Annotated in this window: 17 protein-coding genes; 8 read left to right on the plus strand and 9 right to left on the minus strand. The window is 64.9% G+C overall.

The annotated features are described in order from the left end of the window. Positions 1-81: 81 nt before the first annotated feature. The 5 genes from lgt to ACYVGK_RS05615 all read left to right on the plus strand — a co-directional run bounded on the left by lgt (position 82) and on the right by ACYVGK_RS05615 (position 3,356). Positions 82-978 carry a prolipoprotein diacylglyceryl transferase gene (gene lgt / locus ACYVGK_RS05595; RefSeq protein WP_460732251.1) on the plus strand — a complete coding sequence of 299 codons (897 nt, stop codon included), beginning with the start codon at positions 82-84 and terminating at the stop codon, positions 976-978. Between the two features lie 13 nt (positions 979-991). Beyond that, positions 992-1,786 carry a thymidylate synthase gene (locus ACYVGK_RS05600; protein ID WP_460732252.1) on the plus strand — a complete coding sequence of 265 codons (795 nt, stop codon included), beginning with the start codon at positions 992-994 and terminating at the stop codon, positions 1,784-1,786. Between the two features lie 49 nt (positions 1,787-1,835). After that, a complete protein-coding gene (locus ACYVGK_RS05605; protein WP_460732253.1) occupies positions 1,836-2,270 on the plus strand; it encodes a hypothetical protein in 435 nt (144 codons plus the stop codon). 85 nt (positions 2,271-2,355) lie between these two features. After that, positions 2,356-2,721 (plus strand): hypothetical protein, encoded by a 366-nt coding sequence (locus tag ACYVGK_RS05610; protein WP_460732254.1) that lies wholly within the window; start codon positions 2,356-2,358, stop codon positions 2,719-2,721. A gap of 110 nt (positions 2,722-2,831) precedes the next feature. After that, positions 2,832-3,356 carry a dihydrofolate reductase gene (locus tag ACYVGK_RS05615; RefSeq protein WP_460732255.1) on the plus strand — a complete coding sequence of 175 codons (525 nt, stop codon included), beginning with the start codon at positions 2,832-2,834 and terminating at the stop codon, positions 3,354-3,356. On the opposite strand, the gene ACYVGK_RS05620 is transcribed toward ACYVGK_RS05615, so the two are convergent. The 8 genes from ACYVGK_RS05620 to ACYVGK_RS05655 all read right to left on the minus strand — a co-directional run bounded on the left by ACYVGK_RS05620 (position 3,329) and on the right by ACYVGK_RS05655 (position 12,923). Continuing rightward, entirely contained in the window at positions 3,329-3,982 is a 654-nt protein-coding gene (locus ACYVGK_RS05620) for a DUF1287 domain-containing protein (protein ID WP_460732256.1), read from the minus strand. The genes ACYVGK_RS05615 and ACYVGK_RS05620 overlap by 28 nt on opposite strands. Before the next feature lie 43 nt (positions 3,983-4,025). Further along, positions 4,026-4,898, minus strand: a complete 873-nt coding sequence (locus tag ACYVGK_RS05625; protein WP_460732257.1) for a symmetrical bis(5'-nucleosyl)-tetraphosphatase — start codon at positions 4,896-4,898, stop codon at positions 4,026-4,028. Beyond that, positions 4,898-5,275 (minus strand): Co2+/Mg2+ efflux protein ApaG, encoded by a 378-nt coding sequence (apaG, locus tag ACYVGK_RS05630; RefSeq protein ID WP_460732460.1) that lies wholly within the window; start codon positions 5,273-5,275, stop codon positions 4,898-4,900. The genes ACYVGK_RS05625 and apaG overlap by 1 nt, the downstream gene beginning before the upstream one ends. A gap of 121 nt (positions 5,276-5,396) precedes the next feature. Further along, a complete protein-coding gene (rsmA, locus tag ACYVGK_RS05635) occupies positions 5,397-6,194 on the minus strand; it encodes a 16S rRNA (adenine(1518)-N(6)/adenine(1519)-N(6))-dimethyltransferase RsmA (RefSeq protein WP_460732258.1) in 798 nt (265 codons plus the stop codon). Between the two features lie 244 nt (positions 6,195-6,438). Beyond that, on the minus strand, positions 6,439-7,422 hold the full coding sequence (gene pdxA, locus ACYVGK_RS05640) for a 4-hydroxythreonine-4-phosphate dehydrogenase PdxA (RefSeq protein WP_460732259.1): 984 nt from the start codon (positions 7,420-7,422) through the stop codon (positions 6,439-6,441). A 3-nt stretch (positions 7,423-7,425) separates the two neighbouring features. Next, a complete protein-coding gene (locus ACYVGK_RS05645) occupies positions 7,426-8,793 on the minus strand; it encodes a peptidylprolyl isomerase (RefSeq protein WP_460732260.1) in 1,368 nt (455 codons plus the stop codon). Beyond that, the gene (gene lptD / locus ACYVGK_RS05650; protein ID WP_460732261.1) at positions 8,790-11,261 is read right to left on the minus strand and encodes an LPS-assembly protein LptD; all 2,472 of its coding nucleotides are present in this window, start codon (positions 11,259-11,261) and stop codon (positions 8,790-8,792) included. The genes ACYVGK_RS05645 and lptD overlap by 4 nt, the downstream gene beginning before the upstream one ends. Positions 11,262-11,531: 270 nt before the next feature. Then, complete coding sequence (locus ACYVGK_RS05655) at positions 11,532-12,923, minus strand: serine hydrolase domain-containing protein (RefSeq protein WP_460732262.1); 1,392 nt, start codon at positions 12,921-12,923, stop codon at positions 11,532-11,534. 75 nt (positions 12,924-12,998) lie between these two features. On the opposite strand from ACYVGK_RS05655, the gene ACYVGK_RS05660 reads away from it, so the two are divergent. Both ACYVGK_RS05660 and ACYVGK_RS05665 read left to right on the plus strand, forming a co-directional pair. Continuing rightward, complete coding sequence (locus ACYVGK_RS05660) at positions 12,999-13,595, plus strand: LemA family protein (RefSeq protein ID WP_460732263.1); 597 nt, start codon at positions 12,999-13,001, stop codon at positions 13,593-13,595. A 109-nt stretch (positions 13,596-13,704) separates the two neighbouring features. Beyond that, the gene (locus tag ACYVGK_RS05665) at positions 13,705-15,612 is read left to right on the plus strand and encodes a M48 family metallopeptidase (RefSeq protein ID WP_460732264.1); all 1,908 of its coding nucleotides are present in this window, start codon (positions 13,705-13,707) and stop codon (positions 15,610-15,612) included. Positions 15,613-15,627: 15 nt separating this feature from the next. Here the strand turns inward: ACYVGK_RS05665 and ACYVGK_RS05670 are convergent, their stop codons facing one another. Then, positions 15,628-17,214 (minus strand): GMC family oxidoreductase, encoded by a 1,587-nt coding sequence (locus ACYVGK_RS05670; RefSeq protein WP_460732265.1) that lies wholly within the window; start codon positions 17,212-17,214, stop codon positions 15,628-15,630. 164 nt (positions 17,215-17,378) lie between these two features. Between ACYVGK_RS05670 and ACYVGK_RS05675 the strand changes: the two genes are divergently transcribed. Continuing rightward, positions 17,379-18,788: an NTP/NDP exchange transporter gene (locus ACYVGK_RS05675; RefSeq protein WP_460732266.1), complete on the plus strand. Its 1,410-nt coding sequence runs from the start codon at positions 17,379-17,381 to the stop codon at positions 18,786-18,788. Positions 18,789-18,840: the final 52 nt, after the last annotated feature.

The raw sequence follows: 18,840 nt of genomic DNA on the forward strand, positions 1-18,840 counted from the left end.
CGGGGCGAGGGCAATCGGTTCCGGCACCGAGTCGTCCTGCTCGGGCACAATACGAAGGTCCTCCGCGAAGCATTCCCCGGCATGACCGTACTGCACCAGATCGACCCGATCGCCCTCGACCTCGGTACCTGGAACCTGCCCGTCCTCGGCAGCGTGCATCCGCAGATCCACTGGTACGGCGTGATGTACCTGCTGGCGTTCATCGCCGCCTGGTGGCTGGGACTGCGGCGCGTGCGCGCCGGGCGCCTACCGGGCGTGAACGAGCAGGGCTACGGCGATCTGATCTTCTATGGCGCGCTCGGCGTGGTGCTGGGCGGCCGCCTCGGCTACATCCTGTTCTACGACCTGCCCACGTACATCGAACACCCGCTGCAGGTGTTCAAGGTGTGGCAGGGTGGCATGAGCTTCCACGGCGGCCTGCTCGGTGTCGTGTTCGCAGCGTGGTGGTGGTCGCGTCGGCAGAAACTGCACCTGTTCGACACCGTCGATTTCATCGCCCCGCTGGTGCCGCCCGGTCTCGGCTTCGGCCGCCTCGGCAACTACATCAACGGCGAGCTGTGGGGCAAAACGACCGGTGGGAGCTGGGGCGTCGTGTTCCCGACCGATCCGGATCTGCAGGGCCTGTCGATGCAGCAGCTGCAGACCCAGTTCGCGAGCGGCGCGCTCGACCAGTTCGCGCGTCATCCCTCGCAGCTGTACCAGGCGGGCCTCGAAGGCCTGGTCATGTTCGTGGCGCTGTGGTGGTACTCGCGCAAACCGCGACCGCGCTACGCGGTGTCCGGCCTGTTCGCGCTGCTGTATGGCCTGTTCCGGTTCGTCGTCGAATTCGTCCGCGTGCCGGATGCGCAGATCGGCTACATCGCCTTCGGCTGGCTGACGATGGGGCAGGTGTTGAGCCTGCCGCTAATCGCGCTGGGCCTGTTCTGGTTGTGGCTGTCGCGTCGCTCGCCGACGTTGCAGCCGGCGTTGTCGCACTGAGGAGAGCCAATCAATGAAGCAATACCTGGAACTCCTTCGTCATGTGCTCGAGCACGGCAGCGAGAAGGCCGACCGCACCGGCACCGGCACGCGCAGCGTGTTCGGCTGGCAGATGCGCTTCGACCTCAACGAAGGCTTCCCGCTGGTCACGACCAAGAAGCTGCACCTGCGCTCGATCGTGCACGAGCTGCTGTGGTTCCTGCAGGGCGACACCAACGTTGCCTACCTGAAGGACAACAAGGTCTCGATCTGGGACGAATGGGCGGACGCCAACGGCCAACTCGGCCCGGTATATGGAAAGCAGTGGCGGCGCTGGGCCGGTCCCGACGGCAAGGAGATCGACCAGATCCAGTGGGTGGTCGATGAAATCAAGCGCAATCCCGATTCGCGCCGCCTGATCGTTTCGGCCTGGAATGTCGCCGACCTGCCGCACATGGCGCTGATGCCGTGCCACACGATGTTCCAGTTCTATGTCGCCGACGGAAAGCTCAGCTGCCAGCTCTACCAGCGCAGCGGCGACATCTTCCTCGGCGTGCCGTTCAATATCGCCAGCTACGCGCTGCTGACGCACATGGTGGCGCAGGTCTGCGGCCTGGGCGTGGGCGACTTCGTGCACACGCTGGGCGATGCGCACCTGTATTCGAACCATTACGACCAGGCGCGCGAGCAGCTGTCGCGCCAGCCGCGTCCGCTGCCGCAGCTGAAGCTCAATCCCGAAGTGCGCGATATCTTCGGCTTCAGCTACGACGACATCGCAATCGAGAACTACGATCCGGCGCCGGCGATCAAGGCGCCGGTCGCGGTCTGATGCGCGTTAGGCCGCACCGACCTTCATCGCTCATCAAGGATTCACCAGCATGGCGTCGATTCATGCGCTTCGCCGACAAAAGGGTTCTCTGCAATTCGCGCGCAAGCTCCTAATCGCGGCCGTGCTTTTTCAGCTCCCGTTCCTGGTCGAAATTGTGCTGCGACAGGCTGACCTACTGGGTGGCTGGCAAATGCCTGGGAAAGTTACATCGCTGCTCTGGGTTGCAACTTCATTGCTAGCGATAGTCGGATTCGCAATGGTCTGTCGTCAGTTGGAACTTTGGGAGGGAGATCTGGAAAGTAACGAGTTTGCGCAACGCACGAGACTCCTGGGTTCGCGGAAGATTGCTGCAAGCATTCAGTTATTTTTTTACCTCGCATTTCTCACGCCACTGCTCAACCTAGTGTCGGTGGCCTGGGCCATATCCAAAGCTTCAGCTGCGATCCGCGAGCTTGACCTTCTAGTTCCGGCTCGTCGCCTATAGATGCACATCACAGGCGGCGACCTAACAATTCATTCAGGCCTAAGCCGCCTTGATCCAGACGTTAGCTTTGCAGGGGAAGAGTTTCGTGAATCATAAGAACCTGGTACTTGCCATCCTGGCCATAGCTTCGTTCGCGTCCGGAGCCATAGACCAGTACTTCTACCCTGGCCGACCATTTCCACCAACGGCAGTGGCATTCACGCTCATTGGCGTCGCCCTAATCTTCTTCTGGTACCGGCTGGACTCGACTCAACTCGGTTACCGACGTTCGCCGTGGCTCAACGTGAGCGTAATTGCGCTCGCCATTGTTGCTTTGCCCTACTACTTCTTTCGGTCGCGCGGCTTCAAAAAGGGAGCCATTGCCACGGGGGTGATGTTGCTGGCGTACGCTGCCTCCAGCGCGTTGACACTGGCCGGCTCGTACTCTGCCTACTACGGCCTGCAAGGCTAACAATTCATTCTTGTCGAAACCGCTTCGCGGCGGGTGCATGCCTGATCGACGCAATACAGGGTCGCCTGAGCTCGCTGCCTCAACGCCAACCGCACCACCCTCCGGAAGTCATGACGCCCCATCGCACCGTCGCACTCGTACTGCTCGCGGCACTCGATCGCCATCACGCCATCGGCCGCGGCAATGCGCTGCCTTGGCATCTGCCCGACGACCTTAAGCGTTTCAAGGCGCTCACCTTGGGCAAACCGGTGCTGATGGGGCGCAAGACCGCACAGTCGTTGGGTCGTGCATTGCCTAGCCGCCTCAATCTCGTGCTCACGCGTTCGGGACAGGTGCCTTTCGCGGGCATGGAAGCGGTGGCGTCGCTGGAAGCGGCACAACAGCGCGCAGTTGAGTCCGGCGCCGACGAGCTGTGCGTGATAGGTGGCGGCGAGATCTACACCTTGTGCCTGCCTGATGCCGCGCGCATGCACCTCACGCACGTCGATACCGAAGTAGAAGGCGCTGACGCCTTCTTCCCTTCGTTCGATCCATCCGGGTGGCGTATCGATTCCCGCGAGGAACACCCCGCGGATGCACGGCACGCGTCCGCGTTCGCGTTCGTCGACTATTCGCGGGTGGACGCCACGCGCTGAAGGTCCAGCGGCGGCCGGTAATGGCCGGTGATGCGGTATCCGAAGAGGATGTTGTCCTCGCGCGCGCCGCGGCCGATGTTGTGGATGATGAGCGGTGGGCCGAATATCGAGCGACGTTCCGACACGATGCCGATGTGCGGCACGTTGCCGCCCAGGTCCCACGTCACCAGGTCGCCCGGCTGGTAAGCCTCGGCCCGGGCGCTGATCTCCAAGTTCCAGCGTTGCCGCTCGAACCAGCGCTGCAGGTTCGGCACGCGCCGGTGGTCGATATTGGCGTCCGGCGCGTGCAGGCCCCATTGCTTCGGATAGGCGCCGAAGTGGGCACGCATGTCCTCGTGCACGCGTTGCTGCAGATCCAGGCCCTGGGTGCGGAATGCGCGGATCACGACATCGGTGCAGACGCCGCGGTCTGCGGCCACATCGCCGCCGGGATAGGGCAGTCGCACGTAGGCCGGGTCATAGCGGACGGTGACGCCAATCTGTCGCCTCGCTGCGGTGACCAGGGCAGGCGCCGGGAGTGCAGGCGAAGTGGCAGGCTGTTGCCTCGCAGGTGCGTCGGAGGCTGTGGCCGTCGGTTGCGATGTGCGTGAGCAAGCCGCCAGGGCGGCGACCAGCAGCAGCGCCATGCATGCGGACCTCACTGCCTTCGTTCGCATGCAGTGCAGCAGCCTATTTGCCCTGTGGCGGCCGGTGCGGCGGGCGAGGGCGCGGTGGATTTGCCGGCACGTCGCGGCCGGGTACCTGCACGACGCGCAGTTCGTCGGTATCCAGCTGCAGGGCGGTGAGCTTGCCGCCCCACACCGCCCCCGTGTCGATCGCATGCACGCCATGGCCGATGAACAGCCCCAGCGTGGACCAGTGACCGCACACGACCTTCAGATCGCGCTCGACGCGGCCCGGCACTTCGTACCAGGGATAGAAGCCCGGCGGCTGCGTGCCCGGCACGCCCTTGTCCTCGAACGAAATGCGGCCGCGCGGCGAGCAGTAACGCAGTCGGGTGAAGATGTTGATGATCGCGCGATGCCGGTCGATGCCGGTGAGCTTGGGATGCCATGCGGGCTTGTCGCCGTACATGTTCTTCAGCAGGCGCGCGGGCTGGTCGCCATGCAGGCGCTCCTCCACCTCGCGCGCGTGGCGCTCGGCCATCGCCGTGGTCCACTTCGGCGCAATCCCGGCGTGCACCATCATCCAGCCCAGCGAACGATCGACGTGCACCAGCTTCTGCTTGCGCAGCCAGCCGATCAGTTCGTCACGGTCCGGCGCGAACAGCACGCCCTGAAGGTCGGGATTGACCTTGCGTTGTTCTTCTTCGCGACGCTCGCTGATGGCGAGCAGTGAAAGATCGTGATTGCCGAGCACGACGATGCTGTTCGCGCGCAGCGAATGCACCAGGCGCAGGGTCTCCACCGACTGGCCGCCGCGGTTGACCAGGTCGCCACAGAACCACAGCGAATCGCGCGCAGGATCGAAGGCCAGCCGCTCGAGCAGCCGTTGCGTCGCGTCGTAGCAGCCCTGCAGGTCGCCAATCGCCCAGACAGCCATCAGTGCAGCGTCCGCGGAATGGTCAGGGTGAAGGCGGGAATCGGCGCCTTGAACTGCGTGCCGTCGTCGGCCAGCATCTGGTAGTCGCCGCGCATCGTGCCGAGGTCGGTCTCCAGCACCGCGCCCGAGGTGTATTCGAAGTTTTCGCCGGGACGCAGATAGGGCTGTTCGCCGACCACGCCTTCACCCTCGACCTCTTCGGTCTTGCCGTTGGCGTCGGTGATGATCCAGTGGCGCGTCAGCAGCCGCGCGGGCACGTTGCCGCTGTTGCGGATGCGGATGGTGTAGGAGAAGACGTAGCGGTCCTGCTCCGGCTCGGACTGATCGTCGAGGTAGCGGGTAGCGACATCGATGTCGATGGCGTAAAGGCTTTCCATGGTGGCAGTGTAGTGCGCGATGCTCGCCCGCGGTAGGTTGTACGTCGCGGTGATGTTGATGCCGCACGCGCGGCTGGCGTCGATGGGCAACCAGTAATTCTGGTTGCCACGAGACGGCCTTCTAGTCCGACAACGAATTCGCCAATCGGACGAAGTCGTCCACCGCAATCTGTTCCGCGCGTGCGTCCGGGCGCACGCCTGCGGCCTCGATCGCCGCAGCATCGCACTGCTGCGACAGCGCATTGCGCAGCGTCTTGCGTCGCTGGCCGAAGGCATCGCGCACGACGGCTTCGAACTTCGCCGGATCGCGGACATCGATCGTCGCGGGATCACGCGGAATCAGACGAACTACCGCCGAATCGACCTTCGGCGGCGGACGGAACGCGCCCGGCGGCACGGTGAACAGCGGCGTGACGCGGCAGTACGCCTGCAGCATCACGCTTAGGCGTCCGTACACCTTGCTGCCCGGTTCCGCCGCCATGCGATCGACGACTTCCTTCTGCAGCATGAAGTGCATGTCGCGGATCGCCGCGGCGTGCTCCATTGCATGGAACAGGATCGGCGAGGAAAGGTTGTAGGGCAGGTTGCCGACCAGGCGGATCGGTCCGCCGTTATGCGCCAACGCGCTGAAGTCGACGGTGAGCACGTCGCGATGGATGACCTCGAGCGTGCCATGCGCGCGCGCTGCTTCCGTGAGCGGGAAGATCAGATCGCGGTCGAACTCGATGACGGTGAGTTCGTGGTGGCGATCGAGCAGCGGGAAGGTGATCGCGCCCTGGCCGGGCCCGATCTCGACGAGGCGGTCGCCGGGCTGCGGGTCCACTGCCTGCACGATCTTGCTGATGATCCCGCGCTCGTGCAGGAAGTGCTGGCCGAGGTGTTTCTTGGCCGGTTCGGTGAAGGCGGTGGATCGAGTCATTCGCGGATTATCCGTGACCGTCCTGGCTTTGTAGAGCGGAGCTTGCTCCGCTGCTTTTCGTAGCGCCAGGGCCTGTCCGGTTCGCCCTGTCACAAGCTCAACTGCGGTCCGGGCAGCCCCGGATCTACAAAAGCGACACGATCCCCGTCAGGACCGAATCAGATAGCGGGTGGTTGGGCCCGAAGTTCTTGTGTGGGCTTTTCCCAGCGCACAGCCCGGGAAAAGCAGCGGAGCAAGCTCCGCTCTACAAGGATCGGTTGTGGCGACGTCGCGCGATGCCCGCGCATGTGTCGGCGGCGGCGAACAGGCTGGTAGGATCGGCTATGCCTCGGCCGGCCAAGTCCAGGGCGGTGCCGTGGTCGACGGCGACGCGCGGGTAGGGCAGGCCGAGAGTGAGGTTGACCGCTCGTTCGAAGCCGCTGTACTTGAGCACCGGCAGGCCCTGGTCGTGGTACATGGCGACCACGGCGTCGAACCCCTGCAGCTTGGCTGGGAGAAAAGCGGTGTCGGCGGGCAACGGGCCTACCAGCTGCAGGCCTTCTTCACGCAGTGCGGCGAGGACCGGTTCGATCACTGCAATCTCTTCGCCGCCCAGATGCCCGGCTTCGCCGGCATGCGGGTTGAGACCGAGCACGGCGATGACGGGATCGACGATGCCGAAATCGTGGCGCAGCGCGGCGTGGGTTATACGGAGGGTGCGTTCAACGGCTTGCGGCGTGATCGCATCCGGCACGTCGCGCAGCGGCAGGTGGGTCGTGACCAAAGCGACGCGGACGATGTCGTTGGCCAGCATCATCACAACGTCGCGGGCGGCCTGGCTGGCGAGGAGCTCGGTAGTGCCGGTGTAGGCGATGCCGCCGTCGTTGATGGCGGCCTTGTGCACGGGGCCAGTGACGAGGCCGTCGAATTCGCCACGCAGGCAACCTGCAGCGGCCTGTTGCAGCGCGCCGATCACGGAGGCGGCATTGCGGGGTTCCGGCCGGCCCCATTCGGCAAAGATCGGCTGGTCGATCTCGACTATTGCCAACTCACCCTGGCGGCGCTGGTCGCTGCCCGGCGGAACGAGATGAAGCGGCAGCTGTAGTGCAGATGCCGCGGCGTGCAGCGTCCGGGGATCGGCGAAGACGCTAAGGTCATAGTCGCGCGGCTGTTGCGCCAGCCGCACGCATAGTTCCGGTCCGACGCCTGCGGGCTCGCCCGGAACCAGCGCAAGCCTGACAGGCCTCATGGCTCAGCCGTTGGGCTGGGAGGCCGGCTTGGTTTCCTTCGCAGGCGCGGTCTGTTCGGCGGGCAGGCCGTTACGCATGTCGACGAAGTAGGCGTCGCCGCGCATTTCCTGCAGGTAGCGATTCCATTCGTCCTCGAGCTTGCGGCGGCCGATGGTGTCGCTGATGCGTGCGCGACGGTTTTCATCGCTGGCGTCGGTCTGGCGCGTCTCGACGCGTTGGACGACGTGCCAGCCAGCGTCGGTGTGGAACGGAGCGGAAATCTGGCCGTCGTTCAGTGCGGCCACCTGGCCGCCGAAGTCGGTGCCGTACTGCTCCGGTACGAACCAACCCAGGTCGCCACCCTTGGCCTGCGAACTGAGATCCTGCGATTCCTCGCGCGCGACCTGGACGAAGTCTGCACCGCCCTTGAGGCGCGCGGCGATCGTGTCGATCTTCGCCTTGGCAGCCGCTTCGGTGACGACGTCGTTGACGCGGATCAGGATGTGGCGGGCATGAACCTGCGTGACCATGCTGCCAGCGGTGGACTGCGCTTCGTCGCGCACTTCCACCAGCTTGAGCAACTGATAGCCGCTGGCGCCGCGCAGGGGTGCGGTGACGTCACCGGGCTTCATGTTCTTGACCAGCGCAGCAAACGCGGCGGGAATCTCGTCCATCGAACGCCAGCCCAGATCGCCGCCTTCCAGCGCGTTGGGGCTGTCGGAGTAGCGCACCGCGGCTGCGGAGAAGTCCATCTCGCCGCGATCGACCAGGCCCTGCACACCTTCGATCTTGCTCTTCGCCGTCTTGATCTGATCCGGCGTGGCGCCTTCCGGCAGTCCGACCAGGATGTGGGCGAGGTGGAACTGGACGCCCGCGTTCTTCTGCGTCTCCATCGCGGCCTGGATTTCCGCTTCGCTCACCGAAATCCGGCTCTGCGCGAAGCGCTGGCGCATGCGCTGCACCACCAGCTCGTCACGGATCGTGTTGCGGAAGTCGTCGAACGTGCCGCCATCGGCCGCGGCCTGCTGGCGCAGCTGGTCGTTCGTGAGATTGTTCTGACGCGCAATGCCGGCGATGGTCGAATCGACTTCCTGATCCGTCACGCGTACGCCGGTCTGCTCGGCGCGTGCCAGCTGGAGCTTCATCAGCACTAGGCGCTCCAGCACCTGGCGTTCCAGCACGTCACGCGGCGGAAGCTGGTTTTCGCGGCCTGCATACTGACGAGTGATGTTCGCGACAGCGCGGTCGAGCTCGCTGCGCAGGATCACGTCCTCGTCGACGATACCGGCGATACGGTCCAATGGCTGGAGCGAGGACGACTGCTGCTGGGCGATGGCCGGGGCGCCGGACAGGGCCGCGGCCGTGAAGAGGCACGCAAGGAATTTCTTCATGGAATGGGGTCTGGAACCAAGTCGCTGTCGGTGCGATTCACCGACGAGGGCGGGACGAGATAGAGATCGTCGCGGTCGTAACCGAGGATAGCACGGCGCAGGATACGCCTCGTGTCCTGGCCTGCGGAGCCCAAACCCTTCAATTCGAACTCCACCTGCAGGCTGTTGTTCAGGTCGCCGGTGCGGTTGCGCAGGTAGCGTCGGCCCAGCACGCGCACGGCCAGACAGCAGCTTTCCCATTGAACGCCGGCCAGTTGTTCGAGCGGCTTATGGTCGAGCAACGAGTAGTAGTAGCGGCCGACCAGACTCCAGTTCGGATTGACCGGATACAGGAACGAGAAGTCGGCTTGCTTGAACAGGTCGTTGCGCGTGACCGGATCGCGACGGAAGCGATAGCCGATGTTGACGATGCCCTCGTTGCCGATCAGGTAGCGCGCACGCAGGCTTGCCAGGTTGGTGCCGCGGTACTTCGGGTCCCATTGGTAGGCGGCGGAGATGCTCCAGCGATCGCTCGGTGCGACCGTGGTCTCGGCCACCCACGCCGACTTGCCCTGCTGCACGACGGCTTCACCGGGCATGACGACGCGCGACGCGTCGAAATACTTGATCTGCCCCAGGCTGACCGACAGGCGTTCGCGGCCGTCGTCCTCGCCGATCAGGCGCGTGGTGAGGGCGGTGGTGAGCTGGTTGGCATCGGACTGACGGTCCGCTCCGCCGAAGCGGTTGTCGCGGAACAACTGTCCCCAGCTGAAGGTCAGCGGCGCGGTATCGAAGACCGGCAGCCCGTCCTGGTTCTCGTAGGGCACGCGCAGATAGAACAGTCGCGGCTCCAGCGTGTGCAGATAACGGTCGCCGCGGATGGTGGTTTCGCGATCGAAGAACAGACCCGCGTCGATGCTGGTGATCGGCAAGCTGCGCGTAGGCCGGTCGTCGCTGAACTGCTCGACCAGCTGCTGGAGCCGCGCCTGTCCCGCGGGCGTGCTCGTATCGAGCGACGGTTCATAGCGCACTACGTACTCGCTGGCGCGCTCTTGCGCTGAGCCGTCGAGCTGGTAGGCGGTATGGCGCCAGGCCAGTTTCGGTCGCAGGAACCAGCTGCTGCCCTCCAGCGGGAGGCTGACGTAGGGCTTGAAATCGAAACGGCTGCCGCCCGGGATATTGATGTTCGGCAGCGGTGTGACCTGATTGACTTCGTCGTGCTCGAAACGCACGACTTCCGAATCCACGCCCGCCTCGAGCCAGTTGCCGAAGGGCTGCGCCCAATGCACATAGCCGCGCGGCAGCCGGTCGAAGGGCATGCTGCGTTCGTTGAGTGTGTAGTCCGCGAGTTGGTGGTGATCCACCATCACGCCTGCATCCCACCAGCGACCGCGTCCGTAAAGACCGGTGGTGCTGGTCACGAACGAAGCCGAAATGCCGTAAAGACTGTTGTTGAAGTCTTCGAAGTAATGCGTGTCGCTCACCCAGCCCACATCGGCGCGCGCGAACCAGCGACTGTCGAGGCGATGGATCGCGTTGACCTGGAGCGCCCCGCGGTCGTTCGCCGGCGGGCTGCCTGCATATCGGGTGGGCTCGTTCTCGGGCAGCCGGTCGTGCGGCATGTAATTGCCGGAGACTTTGCCGCTGCCTTCTTCATACAGCCAGCGGAATTCGCCACCCAGCGCGATGCCGCGCTCGCTCATGTAGCGCGGATTGAGCGTGGCGTCGTAATTGGGGGCCAGGTTGAGGTAGATCGGCTGGCGCCAGTCGAAACCATTGCGGCCGGAAAACGAGATCGACGGATACAACAGGCCGGTGCGGCGGCGATCGTCGATCGGGAACATGAACCATGGCACGTGCAGCACCGGCACCTTGCCGATGCGCAGCGTCGCATTGTGCGCCACGCCCATGCCTTCCTCGGTGTCGATATCGATGCGCCTGGCGCGCAGCTCCCACACGCGCTGATTGGGATCGCAGGTCGAGTAGGTGGAGCCGATCAATGCGCCTTCTGCACCATGCATCTCGATGGCTTCAGCGCCGCCGTTGCCGCGACGCCGGGTCAGCTGGTACCGCAGGTCCTCGATCCGGTGAGTGTCCTTCTCCTGGTTGCCGCTGGCGCGCTCGGCGATCACGCGCATCCCCGAATCCTGGTAGCGCACGCTGCCTTCGGCTACGTAGTCGCCAGTCTCGCGGTTGTAGGTCAGCTTGTCAGTGTGCAGCGCCTGGTCGCCGCGGCTCAGATTGACGTTGCCCTGGAACAGCGTGCTGGTGTCTTCCAGGGTGTCGGCCTGATCGCCCTCGATGTTCGTGGGCTGCTCGGTGCGTGTCTCCGGCGCGCTGGTCGTCACCGGTGGCGGCTGATCGAACCCCGGCAGCGCGTCGACGATCGGACACAGTCCCCAGTTCTCGTCGTCGTCACCCTTGGCGTGGGCGGGCAGGGCCAGCGCGATGCAGAGCGACAACGGGAGCAGGCGAAGGCTTGGGCGCACGCGGGCATCCGGGTCCGTCTAAAACGGCCGCTAGCTTGCCCCATCCCATGCATACGGGCAATGCGGAGGGGATTTGGGCGGCACCGGTGTTCATTTCCTGGTGGCAGACGGCGCGGCCGTCTCTGATTGAAATGAGCGGCGCCGAAAGCGAGCTCTCGGCGAAAACACTACAAGCGGAACGCGTTTGGTTTGGCTCGAGACCAGGCCTCAAAAACACAGCGGCGGATCGTTGCCGATCCGCCGCTGTGGGAATCCTTCGTGGGGCGTCGCTTACCTGGGGGCCGACGAGGTCTTGGTCGTGGTGGTACCAGCATCGTTGCGATTGACCACCTTCGGCAGCACGTTGGACGGCCCGCTGTTGGTTTCGGCGAACAGCGACGGTTCGTCGAATTCGACGTCCAGCCAGGCGCGATCGTTCAGGCCGATGGCGCGGTCGAGCATGGTCGGCATCAGGCCGGTGGGCAGCGAGCTCTCACTGTTCCACAGGATGGCGATGCCCAAGTCGCGGTCGGGCAGCATCGCGACCACGCCGCGGTAACCCTGCACCGCGCCGCCGTGGAAGATCAGGTTGTTGCCGGCGTAGTCGTACACGCGCCAGCCGAGGGCATAGCCCGCCGAATTCAGACGTTCGCGGCGCCAGGAGGAGCCGCGCAGCTCGGTAGGCGTGGATACCAGGGCCTGGTGGAGCGTGGCCAGCAGCGGCGCAGACAGCACGTCAGGACGGTGGCCGGTATGGGCCAGCAGCCATTGCGCCATGTCGCTGGCGCTGGCGTTGACGCCGGCGGCCGGGGAGACGTTGTAGTAGCTCTGCTTGGGGGTCAGCGACAGCCAGCCTCCGCGGGTGCGGACGTGCGGACGGGCCCAGTTGGGGCTGCCGAGGATGCCGTCGAGGCCGACGCTGGCATCGCTCATGCCCAGCGGGCGGAAGATGCGGTTCTGCACGGCCTGGCCGTACGGCTGGCCGGTGGCGCCCTGGATCACGTCGCCGACCAGGCTGAAGGCGATGTTCTGGTAGCCGTAGCAGGAGCCCGGCGCGCATTCCATCGGCGCGTAGGCCAGCTTCTTGGTCAGGGTCGCGTAATCGACATTGGCTTCCAGATCGCGGTCATAGGCGTTGTGGCGCAGGCCCACGCGATGGCTCAGCAGGTCTGCCACGGTGAGCTTGGCCGCCGCGGTCGGGTCCGCGAGACGGAAGTCCGGGTCGTACTGGGTGAGGTGGGTATCCCAGCGCAGCGTACCGTCATTGACCAGCAACCCCGTAAGCGTGCCGGCGAAGGCCTTCGACAAAGAGGCGAGACGGAAAACGGTATGGCCGTCCACCGGCAGCGGGGCGCGGGTATCGGTGATGCCGTAACCGCGCGCGCTCAGGACCTGGCCGTTGTGGACGATGGCCATGGCCATGCCCGGGATGCGTTCGTTGGCGACCAGCTGCTGCGCCATCGCCTCGAATTGGGCGACATCGAAGTTGGAGCCAAGCGGCAGGACGTTCTGCGCTGACGCGCGATCAATGAAGCCCGTGCGGGAAGCAGGGGCCTGCGCGGTGGTCTTCCCCTCCCAGCGCAGTGGGGTTTGGGCCGACCCAAGTGCCTGGGTCATCAGGCACGAGACGATCAATCCGGCTTGCCACATCCTGCGGTACCGGCGGCGGGGCTTTTCTTTCATCGCTCGCAGCGCCTGCGTATGCTGTCAATCGCGCCTGATCATAGCGCCAAAAATCAAGGGAAGGGAGTAACAAGCATGTTCAGCTTGCTGATTTTGTTAGGTTTGGTGATCGTGTTGGCGTTCTGGGCGATGGGCATCTACAACGGCTTGGTTACCGGCCGGAATGCCTTCAAGAATGCGTTTGCCCAGATCGACGTCCAGCTCCAGCGGCGCTTCGACCTGATCCCCAACCTGGTGGAAACCGCCAAGGGTTATCTCAAGCACGAGCGCGAGACCCTCGAGGCGGTGATCGCCGCGCGCGGGGCCGCCATCTCCGGCCTGTCCGCTGCCAAGGCCAGCCCGGGCGATCCGGCCGCGATGGAGCAGCTCGCCGCTACCCAGAGCCAGCTCAACGGCGCCCTAGGCCGCCTGCTGGCCGTCGCCGAGGCCTACCCCGACCTCAAGGCCAACCAGAACATGATGCAGCTCACCGAGGAGCTGACCTCGACCGAAAACAAGGTCGCCTTCGCCCGCCAGGCCTTCAACGACAGCGTGATGGCCTACAACAACCGGCGCGAAGTATTCCCGGGTAGCGTGGTTGCCGGCATGTTCAATTTCGCCCCTGCCGCGCTGCTGGAAATCCCGGCCGAGCAGCAGGCGCAGGTACGTGCCGCGCCCAAGGTGCAGTTCTAGTCACCAAAGCAGCGGTTCCGGCTTCACGCGTTGCGGCGACTTCGGTCGCCGCAGTGCTTCGTGCAGCGCGGGCTCCGCGCGCATCTCGCAGATCATCCGGACTTCGTAGATGAATTTCTTCGAACATCAGGCCGCGGCGCGGCGCAGTTCCACACGACTGGTCGTGCTGTTCACGCTGGCAGTAGCGGGGATAGTGATTGCCGTGGACGCAGCGGCCTGGCTCGTTTACGACAGTCCGGACAAGGATCCCGTCGAAGTCGGCGCAATGCTCGTCTTCGCGTCGTTGACCACGCTCGCCATTATCGGGCTGGGCTCCTTGTATCGCGTCGCCACCCTTCGTGGCGGCGGAGAATCCGTGGCGCTGCAGATGGGCGGCGTCGCCGTACCCGAACACAGCAACGACTTCCATTTGCGCCGCCTGCGCAACGTGGTCGAGGAAATCGCCATCGCCTCCGGCGTGCCGATGCCCAAGCTATACGTGCTCGAGCACGAAGCCGGCATCAATGCGTTCGCAGCGGGCTATTCGCCTTCCGACGCGGTGGTTGCGGTCACGCGCGGTGCGCTGGAGCGGCTCAATCGCGACGAGCTGCAGGGCGTCATCGCCCACGAGTTCAGCCACATCCTCAACGGCGACATGCGCCTGAACATTCGATTGATCGGCGTGCTGTTCGGCATCCTCATGCTGGCGATCATTGGCCGCAAGGTGCTCGAACTGGGCCGTGGTCGCGACCGCAACGCCGGTGCGATCTTCGTCGCTGCGCTGATCGCGATCGTCGTCGGCTATATCGGCCTGTTCTTCGGTCGACTGATCAAGGCAGGCGTGAGCCGCTCGCGCGAGCGGCTCGCCGATGCTTCGGCCGTGCAGTTCACGCGCCAGACCACCGGGCTCGCCGGCGCATTGAAAAAGATTGGAGGCATCGACGAGGGCAGCAAGCTCAGCCATCGCGGCGATGCAGAAGAAGTCAGCCACATGCTGTTCGGTGATGGCGTGGGGCTGAGCAGCTGGTTTGCCACGCATCCACCGCTGGTCGAACGGATCCAGGCACTGGAACCCAGCTTCAGCGGGCCGCAGCTTGAGCGCCTGCGCGCGCAATGGCACGCCGTACCGCCCAACGGCCTCGACGAAGACGCGGCCCTGGGGCTGGCCGAACGTGGCGTTACGCCGCCGCTGCCGGCACCTGCGACCGAACAGCCGATAACTCCGGCCGCCGTGGCGGCACAGGTCGCGCACCCGGGTGCGGACGACTATCGCCGCGCCGATGTCATCGCCGCGCATATTCCGGACGAAGTGCGCGCGCTGGCCGCGCAGCGTGAATCCGTGATACCGCTACTGCTCGCATTGCTGCTGGACAATGACGTCGGCATTGCCGACAAGCAGGCGCTCGAAATCTCGGCACGCCTCGGCAAGACCGTTGCGCTGGAGGTGCGAAGACTGCATCAGGAGTCGCTGGCGGCAATGCATCCCGCCCTGCGGCTGCCGGTGGCGGCGTTGGCCTTTCCAGTACTGCGCCTGCGTCCGCGGCCGGAGCTCGATGTCTTCCTCGATGCGGTCAATGCGATGGTGTACGCGGATGGCAACGTCTCGCTATTCGAGTATTGCCTCGCACGCCTGCTTACCGTGCACGTGCGCGAGTCGCTGGATCCCTCGCGTTACGCGCGCTTCGGACGACGCAAGCTCAGCGAGGTGCGCAGTGAGATCACCACGCTGCTAACCGTAGTCGCGCAATGCGGGAGCCCCGAGTCCGAAGCTGCGCGGCAGGCCTATCTAACCGGCATCCAGCGCGTGATTCCCGACCACGCCTTGCCCTATGTGGCGCGCACCAACGGCATCGCGGGCCTGGACGACGTCTGGGTACCGCTGGATGCGCTGGAGCCGCTGGCGAAGGAGGTCCTGATCGAAGCCATCACCGCGACCATCGGTCACGATGGTCGCGTCGACGTGGCTGAGGCCGAGTTGTTGCGCACGATCTGTGGCGTGCTGCATTGCCCATTGCCGCCAATGCTGGGACGTTCGTGATCGCCGATTCGCAAGCTACTGGATGCGTCCAGTAATCAGGTCCGCGGCGCGCTCGGCGATCATGATGGTGGGTGCATTGGTGTTGCCGCCGATCAGTGTCGGCATCACCGACGCGTCGACCACGCGCAGGCCGTCCACGCCGCGTACGCGCAGTTGCGGGTCGACCACCGATTGCGCGTCGCTGCCCATGCGGCAGGTTCCGATCGGGTGATAGACCGTTTCCGCCTTGGCGCGGATGAACTCCACCAGCTCCGCATCCGAAAGGTCGTTGCGTGCCGGGAAGATCGGCGCACCGCGGTAAGGATCGAAGGCCTTCTGGGCGAACACCTCGCGTGAGACCTTCGCGCACTCGACCATCATCTTCAGGTCGAAGCCTTCCGGATCGCTGAGATAGTTGGCCTCGATGCGCGCCTTGTCGCCCGCGTTGGCGCTGGCGAGCAGGATGCGGCCACGGCTGCGTGGGCGCAGGAAACAGGTGTGCGCGGTGTAGCCATCGCCGGTTAGGCGGTGACGGCCATGGTCGTCGAGCATCGCCGGGACGAAGTGGAACTGGATGTCGGCACGCCCGTCGGGCGCGTACCGCGAGCGGATGAACGCTCCGGCTTCGGCGATGTTGCTGCTGCCAGCGCCGCTGTGTCCGCGCAGGTAGTAGTCGAATGCGATCTTCGCGTCGCTGACGCGGTCGTAGGTCACGCGCTGAGTCGAGTGCTGCAACGTGCAGATGTCGAGATGATCCTGCAGGTTCTCGCCGACCTGCGCCGCGTCGACCACCACATCGATGCCATGCCGGCGCAGATGTGCGGCCGGGCCGATGCCCGACAGCATCAGCAGCTGCGGCGAATTGATCGCGCCGCCGCTGAGTAGTACTTCGCGGGTCGCGACCTGGTGGAATGCCTTGTTGCCGACGCGATAGGTCACGCCGTTCGCCCGGCTGTGCTCGAAGGTGATCCGGTTTGCCTGCGCGCCGGTTACTACGGTGAGGTTGTGCCGCTCGCGAATGGGGTGGAGGTAAGCGACCGCCGAGGAACAGCGCGCCCCGTCCTTCTGGGTGACCTGGTAGAAACCGAAGCCCTGCTGCTCGGGTCCGTTGAAGTCGTCGTTGAGTGCGTAGCCCGCCTGCTGTCCCGCTTCGATGAAAGCCTTGGACAACGGATTGGTGTAACGCAGGTCGGCAACGTAAAGCGGACCGTGTCCGCCGTGCAGCGCATCGCCGCCGCGGGAGTTGTGCTCGCTGCGCTTGAAGTAGGGCAGTACGTCATTCCAGCCCCAGCCGGTGGCGCCATGCGCCGCCCAGTCGTCGTAGTCGGCGTTTACGCCACGGATGTAGCACATGGCATTGATGGAGCTGGAGCCGCCCAGGACTTTGCCGCGAGGCCACCACATCACGCGGTTGTTGAGCGCTGCCTCGGGAGCGGTGCTGTAGTCCCAGTTCACGCCCTTCTTGTTGACCAGCTTCGACAGTCCGGCAGGCATGTGGATGAAGGGATGCCAGTCGCGCGGGCCGGCTTCGAGCAGCAGGACTTTGCAATCGGGGTCTTCGGTCAGCCGGTTGGCCAGAACGCAGCCGGCCGAGCCGGCACCGATGATGATGTAGTCGTACAACGGACCGCCCCTGCATTACCGCCTGATGACCGCGCCGACGCTATGCCCCGGGCCTAGAGCATTTGCTCTGGGAGAGGGCGGGCCGTCCATGAGGTCGCGTCGGTACCGGTAGCGGGGGCCACGAGCTTGGGCTACCGTGGCGCGGGATTTCCAGGAGCGCTTGCATGACCCACAACGTCGCGGGCCCGGCCGGTCGGCGCGTCCATACGGGGGAATGGCGGGCGGTCATGCTCTCCTTCGTCTACTTCTTCTGCGTGCTGGCGGCGTATTACATCCTGCGGCCCGTGCGCGAACAGTTGTTCGCCGCCGTGGGCGGATCCACCAACCAGACCTGGTTCTACGCCACCGTCTTTGTTTCGACGCTGTTGTTGACGCCGGTGTTCTCGGCGCTCGCTTCACGCTATCCGCGACGCGTCGTGGTGCCGGTGGTGTATGCATTTTTCATCGTGTGCCTGTTCGGCTTCATTCCGTTCTTCACTTACGAAGGACTGATGGCGCCCTACGTGCTGGGAGTGGTGTTCTTCGTCTGGGTAAGCGTGTTCAACCTGTTCGTCGTCGCGGTGTTCTGGAGCTTTATGGCGGACATCTGGGACGAAGGCCAGGCGCGGCGTCTGTTCCCCATCATCGCGCTCGGCGGGACTACAGGTGCCATCTGCGGCCCAGTGCTTACGCAGCTGCTGGTGGCGCGAATCGGCGTGGCGCCGCTGCTGGTCGTATCCGCAACGCTGCTGATCTTGGCCGCGTCTTGCGCAGTGATGCTGGGACGATGGGCGCGCGTATTCGGCGCGCGACGCTTCGAAGTCGGCCATGAAGCCGCCGTGGGTGGCAGCATGTGGGACGGCCTGAAGCAGGTGTTCGCCAATCCCTTCGTGCGTGGCATGTCGCTGCTGTTGCTGCTGGGCGACGGCATTGGCACGGTCAACTATGCGCTGGTTGCGGACTACGCCAAGGACCATTTCACCGACGCGATCGCGCGAACGCGCTTCTTCAGCGGCATGGACCTGTCCACCAACACCCTGCAGGTCATCCTGCAGCTCACGCTGACGCGCTGGCTGCTGCCGCGCGCGGGTGCCGGGGCGCTCATCGCGTTGTGGGGCCTGGGCGTGACTATCGTGCTGTTGATGGTTTTCTTCGCCGCGGACCCGCATGCGGCTGTTACCGGGTTCAGTGCGGCGCAGGTTGCGGAGAAGGTGGCGAATATTCCCAACGGCCTAGGACTGGTCCGTGCGATGGCCGAATTCTTCCTGCTCATGCCATGGGTCGCACTGGCGCTCGTTGTAAGCCGCGCGCTGGCCTACGGACTGGTCGGGCCTGCGCGCGAAAGCCTGTTCTCGATGGTCCCGCGCACCCTGCGCTACAAGGGGAAGAACGCGGTCGACACGGCCGTGTGGCGTTTTGGCGACTTGACCGTTGCTTCCGTCATGGACGGCCTGCGCGGCGTTGGCGTGGGTATTGCCGGCTTCTCGTTGTTGGCGGCCTCGTGGGGCGCGATGGCGACGGCGATTGGCTGGCGGCTTGCCGAGACCGCGCGGCGCGAGGATTCCATGCCTGCACACCAGGTGGGCGCAACGTGATGCGATCGGTATGTTGTCCATGCCGCGCTGGCGGCATGCCTGAAACCCATCC

Source organism: Lysobacter tyrosinilyticus (assembly GCF_054779815.1).

Excerpts from the sequence above, each read along its gene's own strand:
- ACYVGK_RS05665 (WP_460732264.1), top strand. The coding sequence starts at position 13,705 with ATGAATTTCTTCGAACATCAGGCCGCGGCGCGGCGCAGTTCCACACGA.
- ACYVGK_RS05660 (WP_460732263.1), top strand. The coding sequence starts at position 12,999 with ATGTTCAGCTTGCTGATTTTGTTAGGTTTGGTGATCGTGTTGGCGTTC.
- ACYVGK_RS05620 (WP_460732256.1), bottom strand. The coding sequence starts at position 3,982 with ATGGCGCTGCTGCTGGTCGCCGCCCTGGCGGCTTGCTCACGCACATCG.
- ACYVGK_RS05615 (WP_460732255.1), top strand. The coding sequence starts at position 2,832 with ATGACGCCCCATCGCACCGTCGCACTCGTACTGCTCGCGGCACTCGAT.
- rsmA (WP_460732258.1), bottom strand. The coding sequence starts at position 6,194 with ATGACTCGATCCACCGCCTTCACCGAACCGGCCAAGAAACACCTCGGC.
- ACYVGK_RS05675 (WP_460732266.1), top strand. The coding sequence starts at position 17,379 with ATGACCCACAACGTCGCGGGCCCGGCCGGTCGGCGCGTCCATACGGGG.
- ACYVGK_RS05600 (WP_460732252.1), top strand. The coding sequence starts at position 992 with ATGAAGCAATACCTGGAACTCCTTCGTCATGTGCTCGAGCACGGCAGC.
- ACYVGK_RS05625 (WP_460732257.1), bottom strand. The coding sequence starts at position 4,898 with ATGGCTGTCTGGGCGATTGGCGACCTGCAGGGCTGCTACGACGCGACG.
- ACYVGK_RS05605 (WP_460732253.1), top strand. The coding sequence starts at position 1,836 with ATGGCGTCGATTCATGCGCTTCGCCGACAAAAGGGTTCTCTGCAATTC.
- pdxA (WP_460732259.1), bottom strand. The coding sequence starts at position 7,422 with ATGAGGCCTGTCAGGCTTGCGCTGGTTCCGGGCGAGCCCGCAGGCGTC.
- ACYVGK_RS05645 (WP_460732260.1), bottom strand. The coding sequence starts at position 8,793 with ATGAAGAAATTCCTTGCGTGCCTCTTCACGGCCGCGGCCCTGTCCGGC.
- apaG (WP_460732460.1), bottom strand. The coding sequence starts at position 5,275 with ATGGAAAGCCTTTACGCCATCGACATCGATGTCGCTACCCGCTACCTC.
- lgt (WP_460732251.1), top strand. The coding sequence starts at position 82 with ATGACCGTACTGCACCAGATCGACCCGATCGCCCTCGACCTCGGTACC.
- ACYVGK_RS05655 (WP_460732262.1), bottom strand. The coding sequence starts at position 12,923 with ATGAAAGAAAAGCCCCGCCGCCGGTACCGCAGGATGTGGCAAGCCGGA.